A 6,867-nucleotide genomic window follows, 5' to 3' on the forward strand; every position below is an offset into this window, starting at 1 on the left:
TCGAGCATGCCAATCACGCGCCTTGACCGAAGCAACCTCGTCCAGCCGTCCGCCCTCAAACAGTACGGAAGCGGGCTGTGAGCGGCGGTCTCGTCGCCCTGCTGGACGACATCGCAGCCCTGGCCAAGATTGCGGCCGCCTCAGTGGACGACGTCGCAGCCGGAGCGGCCAAGGCGGGGGCCAAGGCCGCGGGCGTGGTCATTGACGACGCCGCCGTCACCCCGCAGTACGTGTCCGGCGCGGACCCGTCCCGCGAACTGCCGATGATCAAGCGGATCTTCTGGGGCTCGCTCCGGAACAAGCTGTTGATCATCCTGCCGGCGCTGCTGCTCATCAGCGCCTTCATCCCGGGTGTCATTCCGTTCATTCTCATGGCGGGCGGCACCTACCTCTGCTACGAGGGTGCCGAGAAGGTTTGGCACAAGCTCCGAGGCCACCACGAAGCCGACGAAGACACTCCAGCGGTCGACCGGGGTCCGGAGGCGGAGGCCAAGGTCACCAAGGGCGCCATCACCACGGACTTCATCCTCTCCTGCGAGATCATGGTCATCGCGATGAACGAGGTGGCCGCCGAATCCCTGTGGGTTCGGGCCTTCATCCTGGTCGCAGTGGCGATCGCGATCACGGCGGCCGTGTACGGCGCCGTCGCGCTCATCGTCAAGATGGACGACATCGGCCTGCACCTGACCACCAAGGAGTCCGCGGGCTCCCAGCGCTTCGGCGAGCTGCTCGTCAAGGGGATGCCCGCCGTGCTGGCCGCCATCACCCTGGTCGGGACGATCGCCATGCTGTGGGTCGGCGGCCACATCATGCTGCAGGGGGTCTACGACCTCGGCTGGCACTTGCCGTATGACCTGGTCCACGTCCTCGAAGCTCCTTTCGCCGGGATCCCGGTGGTGGGCGGCTTCCTGGTCTGGCTCGTGAACACCCTGTGCTCTGCCGTCCTTGGTCTCGCCTGGGGCCTCGTCGTCATGGCTGTCCTGCATCCGCTGCTCAAAGTGCTGCCGTTCGGCAAGAAGGAGGGCGGGCACAAAGAGGACGACGCCCGCGCCGCCGTCGACTGAGATCCAACCCGGATCAGCCCTGAGAGGAACCGGTTCCGCTCCCAGCATCCGGACGTAAACTGACCTTCGAATCACTCTGCGTGACACGTGGCTTGGAGTACGGATGCTCTGGAAACTGCTCGTCGAATACCTGAGGCCGCAGCGGCGGCTGCTGCTCGCCGTCGTCGTCTTCCAGCTGGCGGCCTCCATCGCCTCGCTGTACCTGCCCACCCTGAACGCGGACATCATCGACCAGGGCGTGGCGCAGGGGGACACGGACTACATCCTGCGCATCGGCGGCGAGATGCTGATGATCACGCTGCTGCAGATCGCCTGCACCATCGCCGCCGTCTACTTCGGCGCGAAGGCCGCGATGGCGCTGGGCCGGGACGTGCGCGGGGCCATCTTCACCCGGGTCGCTGAGTTCTCGGAGCAGGAGGTGACCAGGTTCGGCGCGCCCAGCCTGATCACGCGGTCCACCAACGACGTCCAGCAGGTCCAGCAGCTGGTGCTGATGTCCGCCACGCTCATGGTCACCGCGCCCATGCTGAGCATCGGCGGCGTCATCATGGCCGTCCGGCAGGACGTGCAGCTGTCCTGGCTGATCGCCGTCAGCGTCCCGGTGCTGCTGGTGGCCGTGGGCCTGATCGTCACCCGGATGGTGCCGCTGTTCCGGCTCATGCAGACCCGGATCGACACGGTCAACCGGGTGCTGCGCGAACAGCTCACCGGCATCCGCGTGGTCCGTGCGTTCGTCCGGGAGGACATCGAGACCGCCCGCTTCGGCCGCGCCAACGAGGACGTCACGGACACCGCGCTGCGCGCCGGCCGGCTGATGGCGCTCGCTTTCCCCACCGTGATGCTGGTGCTCAACGTCTCGTCCGTGGCCGTGATCTGGTTCGGTGCGTTCCGGATCGAGGACGGTTCCATGCAGGTGGGGACCATGATCGCGTTCCTGAGCTACCTGATGCAGATCCTGATGTCCGTCATGATGGCCACCTTCATGGCGATCATGATCCCGCGCGCGGCCGTCTCCGCGGACCGGATCGGCGCGGTGCTGGGCACCGAATCCAGCGTCCGCCCGCCGGAGCACCCGGTCAGCCTGTCCGGCCGTACCGCCCGCGGCGAGCTGGAAATGCGCGACGTCGGATTCGCCTACCCGGGTGCCGAGGCGCCGGTCCTCTCCGATGTGAGCTTCACCGCCCGCGCCGGGCAGACGACGGCGATCATCGGCAGCACCGGCTCGGGCAAGACCACCCTGGTGAACCTGATGCCGCGGCTCTTCGACGCGACCTCCGGTTCGGTGCGGATCGACGGCGTGGACGTGCGCGAGCTGCACCCGGACCTGCTCTGGGGGCACATCGGCCTGGTCCCGCAGAAGCCCTACCTGTTCTCCGGCACGGTCCGCAGCAACCTGCTCTACGGCAAACCCGACGCCAGCGAGGACGAACTCTGGCGGGCGCTGTCCATCGCGCAGGCAGAGGATTTTGTCCGCGAAATGGAGGGCGGCCTGGACGCGCCGATCTCGCAGGGCGGCACCAACGTCTCCGGCGGGCAGCGGCAGCGGATCGCGATCGCCCGGGCGCTGGTGAAACGGCCCGAGCTCTACATCTTTGACGACTCGTTCTCCTCGCTGGACACCGCCACGGATGCCCGGCTGCGGCAGGCGCTCAGGCAGCACACCGCCGGCGCGACGCTGGTGATCATCGCCCAGCGGGTGTCCAGCATCGTGGATGCCGACCAGATTTTGGTGCTCGACGACGGCAGGATCGTCGCGCACGGAACGCACGGGGAGCTGCTGGAGAGTTCGCCGACGTACAACGAGATTGTGAATTCCCAGCTCGCGGCGGAGGAGGCGGTATGAGCAAGGTCGAGTCGCAGACGCCCGGAACCTCCGCTGGTGGTGGAGCGGCCGCCGGCACGGAGGCCCCTCTCCGGATTCCCCGGCCGCGCGGCGGGCCCGGCCACGGCGGCCCGTTCGCTGGGATGAACATCCCCGCGGAGAAAGCGATGAACTTCGGCCCGTCCGCGAAACGGCTGCTGGGCGAACTCCGCCCCGAACGGCTCTGGCTGACGCTGGTACTGGCCCTCGCCGTCGTGAGCGTGACGCTTTCCGTGATCGGCCCGCGGCTGCTGGGCGAGGGCACCAACCTGATCTTCTCCGGCGTCGTGTCCAAGCAGCTGCCGGCCGGGGTAAGCAAGACGCAGCTGATCGCGCAGCTGCGGGCCGCGGGGGAGAACCAGAAGGCGGACATGCTCAGCGCCATGTCGCTGACGCCCGGTACCGGGATCGACTTCGCCGCGCTGTCCTCCGTGCTGCTGTGGGCGCTGGTGCTGTACGTGCTGGCCTCGGGCTTTATGTGGATCCAGGCGTACATCCTCAACGGCGTGGTGCAGCGGACCGTGTTCCGGCTGCGCGAGCGGATCGAGGCGAAGATCAACCGGCTGCCGCTGCGCTACTTCGACACCGTGCAGCGCGGCGAGCTGCTCAGCCGGGTGACCAACGACGTCGACAACATTTCCCAGAGCCTGCAGCAGTCCATCAGCCAGGCCGTGACCTCGGTGCTGACCGTGGTGGGGGTGCTGGTGATGATGGTGATCCTCTCGCCGACGCTGGCCATCATTGCCCTGGTGACCATTCCGCTGACGCTCGTGACGACCACAGTGATCGCCAAGCGCTCGCAGAAGCTGTTCGTGGCGCAGTGGAAGAACACCGGGGAGCTGAACGGCCAGATCGAGGAGACCTACACCGGGCATGCGCTGGTGAAGGTGTTCGGCCGGCAGCGCGAGGTGGAGGAACGGTTCCGGCAGAAGAACGTGGAGCTGTACCAGGCCAGCTTCGGTGCGCAGTTCATTTCCGGGCTGATCATGCCGGCCATGACGTTCATCGGGAACCTCGTCTATGTGGGGATCGCCGTGGTGGGCGGGCTGCAGGTGGCGTCCGGGGCGATGCAGCTGGGCGATGTGCAGGCGTTCATCCAGTACTCTCGGCAGTTCACCCAGCCGCTGGCCCAGCTGGGCTCGATGGCGAACCTGCTGCAGTCCGGCGTGGCCTCGGCCGAGCGGGTATTCGAGCTGCTGGACACCGAGGAACAGTCGCCGGATCCTGTGCCTTCTGAGGCTCCTTCTGGGGGCCGGGGGCGGCTGGTGTTCGAGGACGTGTCCTTTGCCTACTCGCCGGACAAGCCGCTGATTTTTTCTTTGAGTTTGGTGGCGGAGCCGGGGCAGACGGTGGCGATCGTCGGCCCGACCGGGGCGGGCAAGACCACGCTGGTGAACCTGATGATGCGCTTCTACGAGCTCGACGCCGGCCGGATCACGCTTGACGGCGTTGACGTGGCCGCGATGTCCCGGCACGAGCTGCGCTCGCGGATGGGCATGGTGCTGCAGGACACCTGGCTGTTCGGCGGGACCATCCGGGACAACATTGCCTACGGCAGGCCGGATGCTTCCGAGGCGGAGATCCTGGAGGCGGCGAAGGCAACGTACGTGGACCGGTTCGTGAAGTCCCTGCCGCAGGGCTACGACACCGTGCTCGACGACGAGGGTTCTAATGTGTCCGCGGGGGAGAAGCAGCTTCTGACCATTGCCCGGGCGTTCCTGGCCCGGCCGTCGGTGCTGATCCTGGACGAGGCCACTTCGTCGGTGGACACCCGGACCGAGGTGCTGGTGCAGAAGGCCATGAGCGCGCTGCGGAGCGACCGGACGTCGTTTGTCATTGCGCACCGGCTCTCCACCATCCGCGACGCCGACCTCATCCTGGTGATGGAGGCCGGCCAGATCGTGGAGCAGGGGACGCACGCGTCACTGCTGGAGGCCGGCGGGGCGTACGCGGCGCTGTATGCGGCGCAGTTCGCGGCTCCGGTGGCGGAGGTCTAGTGGCATCGCTGCCGCCGTCATACTGTGAAAGCGTGGCTATTAACTCCGCGGGTTTCCTTGGACGAGGAACGCAGAACAGTTGAACTAACAAGCGGCCCTTCTGCGATGCGTGGACTATTTGGCGTCTTTCTGCACCGCGCTGGTTTCTGTGATCGTATTTTGGGGAAGGACAAGGCGGTCAGGAGAGACCCACAGTTTTTGTTCTTCTCGATCCCTATTTTGCCAACTCCAGGAAATCGTGAAGGTCACCCCGTTGTCGAGCCCTTTTTCGGTGACATCGCCATAGAAGCCCTTGCCTACCGAACCGCCAAGGTCGTTGTCACCGAAAGCACCAGGCCATACCGGCGGATCTCCGTCAAAAATGAATTCATCCTCTGATGCATTCAACCTGACGTCACTCACCGCCCATCCCCGGTTGTAGAGGGTGAATTCGTTCTTGTGCCACCTTGGGAGCTTTTCCACCCTAAAAGAGGGTGGTCTCCTTCGGACATCTTTGCGTTCTAATTCGATTTCGGCGCTCCGAGCGGCGAAGCCCTCATCGTACTTGGCGCGCTCTGCTGTCTTCCGGGCGACTGCTTCAGCCGTGCGGGAGCGATGTGATGTAAACGGGGTTCGAGGGCGAATTCCTTTTACATTGCGGCCACAATGGCTGAGTACTCTCCCGAATCGAGCCCATCCGGATCTTCCCTTGGGGCGAACGATAGAGACCAGCAGAAGTATGACAAAGAACAAGGCGAGGCCCCAGGGCGTGAGACCAAGTATGCGGTCGTTGCGTGCTGTCTGGGACGCCTGGTCTCCGGGGTTGAAAACGAAGTATTCAAGGCACAATTGGATTATGTGGGCTGCGGTAAGGCCTGCAGCGGCCCACAGTGCCGTGGCTACCCAACTTATGAAACGGGAGCTGTTGGAAGACTGTGGTTCAAGTTCACTGTTCACCGTTGAATTGTAAGGGGCTACGATCGGGACCCATCGACTGAGCAGGGCATCCGGACGCGCAAACCAGTACCACAGTCCCCCGCTAGGCACGGCCGCCTCAGGTGTCATTGAAAGATGCTTGAAGCCGCCAATTCGACAACAGATTGCGCGCGGAGCTCAAAAATGAGGGGAGGGGGTGCATTGACCCCCTCCCCTCATTTACAAGGGCTCGATAGTAATTTCGAGACCAGCTACTGTAAGACGCACAGTTATTCGGAAGCCGTGACTCACTCGGTTACCTCCTTTCTCCAAAAGATGGTTCCCCCACCGGCCAGGGCGGGGGAGCCATCTGCTTTCCTCCATCATTGGGTCTAGGAAAGCCTCCGACAAGCCACCAACCCCCACCTATCGAGCGGTGTGAGATGGCGTTAGCGGAGATTTAGAACATCGTTCTTGGCGGGTTGATCAAGCATTTGTAGCGTGGACCGTCTACGTTTGTTGCGGAATCTAGTTAACAGAAGAAGTACAAGGACACCTAGGACTCCGCGAATCACGTGGACTGCAGGTCTTTCCGCCAAGAGTGCAAAGTTTGTTGAGAGGATCGCTTTGGACGAGCCGGTTGATGCTCTAGTGAGGATGAAGAACGCTGTGGATCGAGCCAAGCGAAGCTCCTCCGTTCAATTCCCCATTGTCTTCGTTCGCAGGGAAGGGGAAGAGCCTCTGCTTTCACAGTTGATGCGCGGCGGGCGCGGAGGCGAGGTCAGGCTGCGGCTCTACCTCACACTGAGGATGCAGGCGACAAGACATCCTTACGTGCTCCGGCAGAAGACAGCTAGAGGGCTCGCAGCCATGCTTAATCTGCCTGCTGACACGGGTCCCCGACAGATCAACGCTGCTTTGAAATGGCTGGAAACAAAGCGGCTCTTCAGAATTGAGAGTGTAGACATCGCTGCCGTGTGAGGAGTTCGGGCGGGGAGTTGTTCAGCTGAGGTGAGGGCCTTGGGAGAGAATCAAGGTATCTACTCCGCTG

Annotated in this window: 5 protein-coding genes; 4 read left to right on the forward strand and 1 reads right to left on the reverse strand. The window is 63.9% G+C overall.

The features are described from left to right. Nucleotides 1-77: 77 nt before the first annotated feature. The 3 genes from ACZY0Y_RS06165 (at nt 78) to ACZY0Y_RS06175 (ending at nt 4,922) form a co-directional block, all read left to right on the forward strand. Nucleotides 78-1,064: a DUF808 domain-containing protein gene (locus tag ACZY0Y_RS06165; RefSeq protein WP_463957109.1), complete on the forward strand. Its 987-nt coding sequence runs from the start codon at nt 78-80 to the stop codon at nt 1,062-1,064. 103 nt (nt 1,065-1,167) lie between these two features. Continuing rightward, nucleotides 1,168-2,907 (forward strand): ABC transporter ATP-binding protein, encoded by a 1,740-nt coding sequence (locus ACZY0Y_RS06170; RefSeq protein ID WP_463957110.1) that lies wholly within the window; start codon nt 1,168-1,170, stop codon nt 2,905-2,907. Further along, a complete protein-coding gene (locus ACZY0Y_RS06175) occupies nt 2,904-4,922 on the forward strand; it encodes an ABC transporter ATP-binding protein (protein ID WP_463957111.1) in 2,019 nt (672 codons plus the stop codon). Before ACZY0Y_RS06170 ends, ACZY0Y_RS06175 begins: the two co-directional genes overlap by 4 nt. 114 nt (nt 4,923-5,036) lie before the next feature. Here ACZY0Y_RS06175 and ACZY0Y_RS06180 read toward each other — a convergent pair whose 3' ends face one another. Beyond that, nucleotides 5,037-5,384, reverse strand: a complete 348-nt coding sequence (locus ACZY0Y_RS06180) for a hypothetical protein (protein ID WP_463957112.1) — start codon at nt 5,382-5,384, stop codon at nt 5,037-5,039. Nucleotides 5,385-6,443: 1,059 nt separating this feature from the next. On the opposite strand from ACZY0Y_RS06180, the gene ACZY0Y_RS06185 reads away from it, so the two are divergent. Beyond that, nucleotides 6,444-6,797, forward strand: coding sequence for a hypothetical protein (locus tag ACZY0Y_RS06185; RefSeq protein WP_463957113.1), 354 nt, complete (start codon nt 6,444-6,446; stop codon nt 6,795-6,797). The last annotated feature ends 70 nt before the right edge of the window (nt 6,798-6,867 follow it).

It is taken from the genome of Pseudarthrobacter kochi (assembly GCF_055412805.1).

Coding starts and splice junctions, on each gene's coding strand:
- ACZY0Y_RS06170 (WP_463957110.1), top strand. CDS start 1,168: ATGCTCTGGAAACTGCTCGTCGAATACCTGAGGCCGCAGCGGCGGCTG.
- ACZY0Y_RS06175 (WP_463957111.1), top strand. CDS start 2,904: ATGAGCAAGGTCGAGTCGCAGACGCCCGGAACCTCCGCTGGTGGTGGA.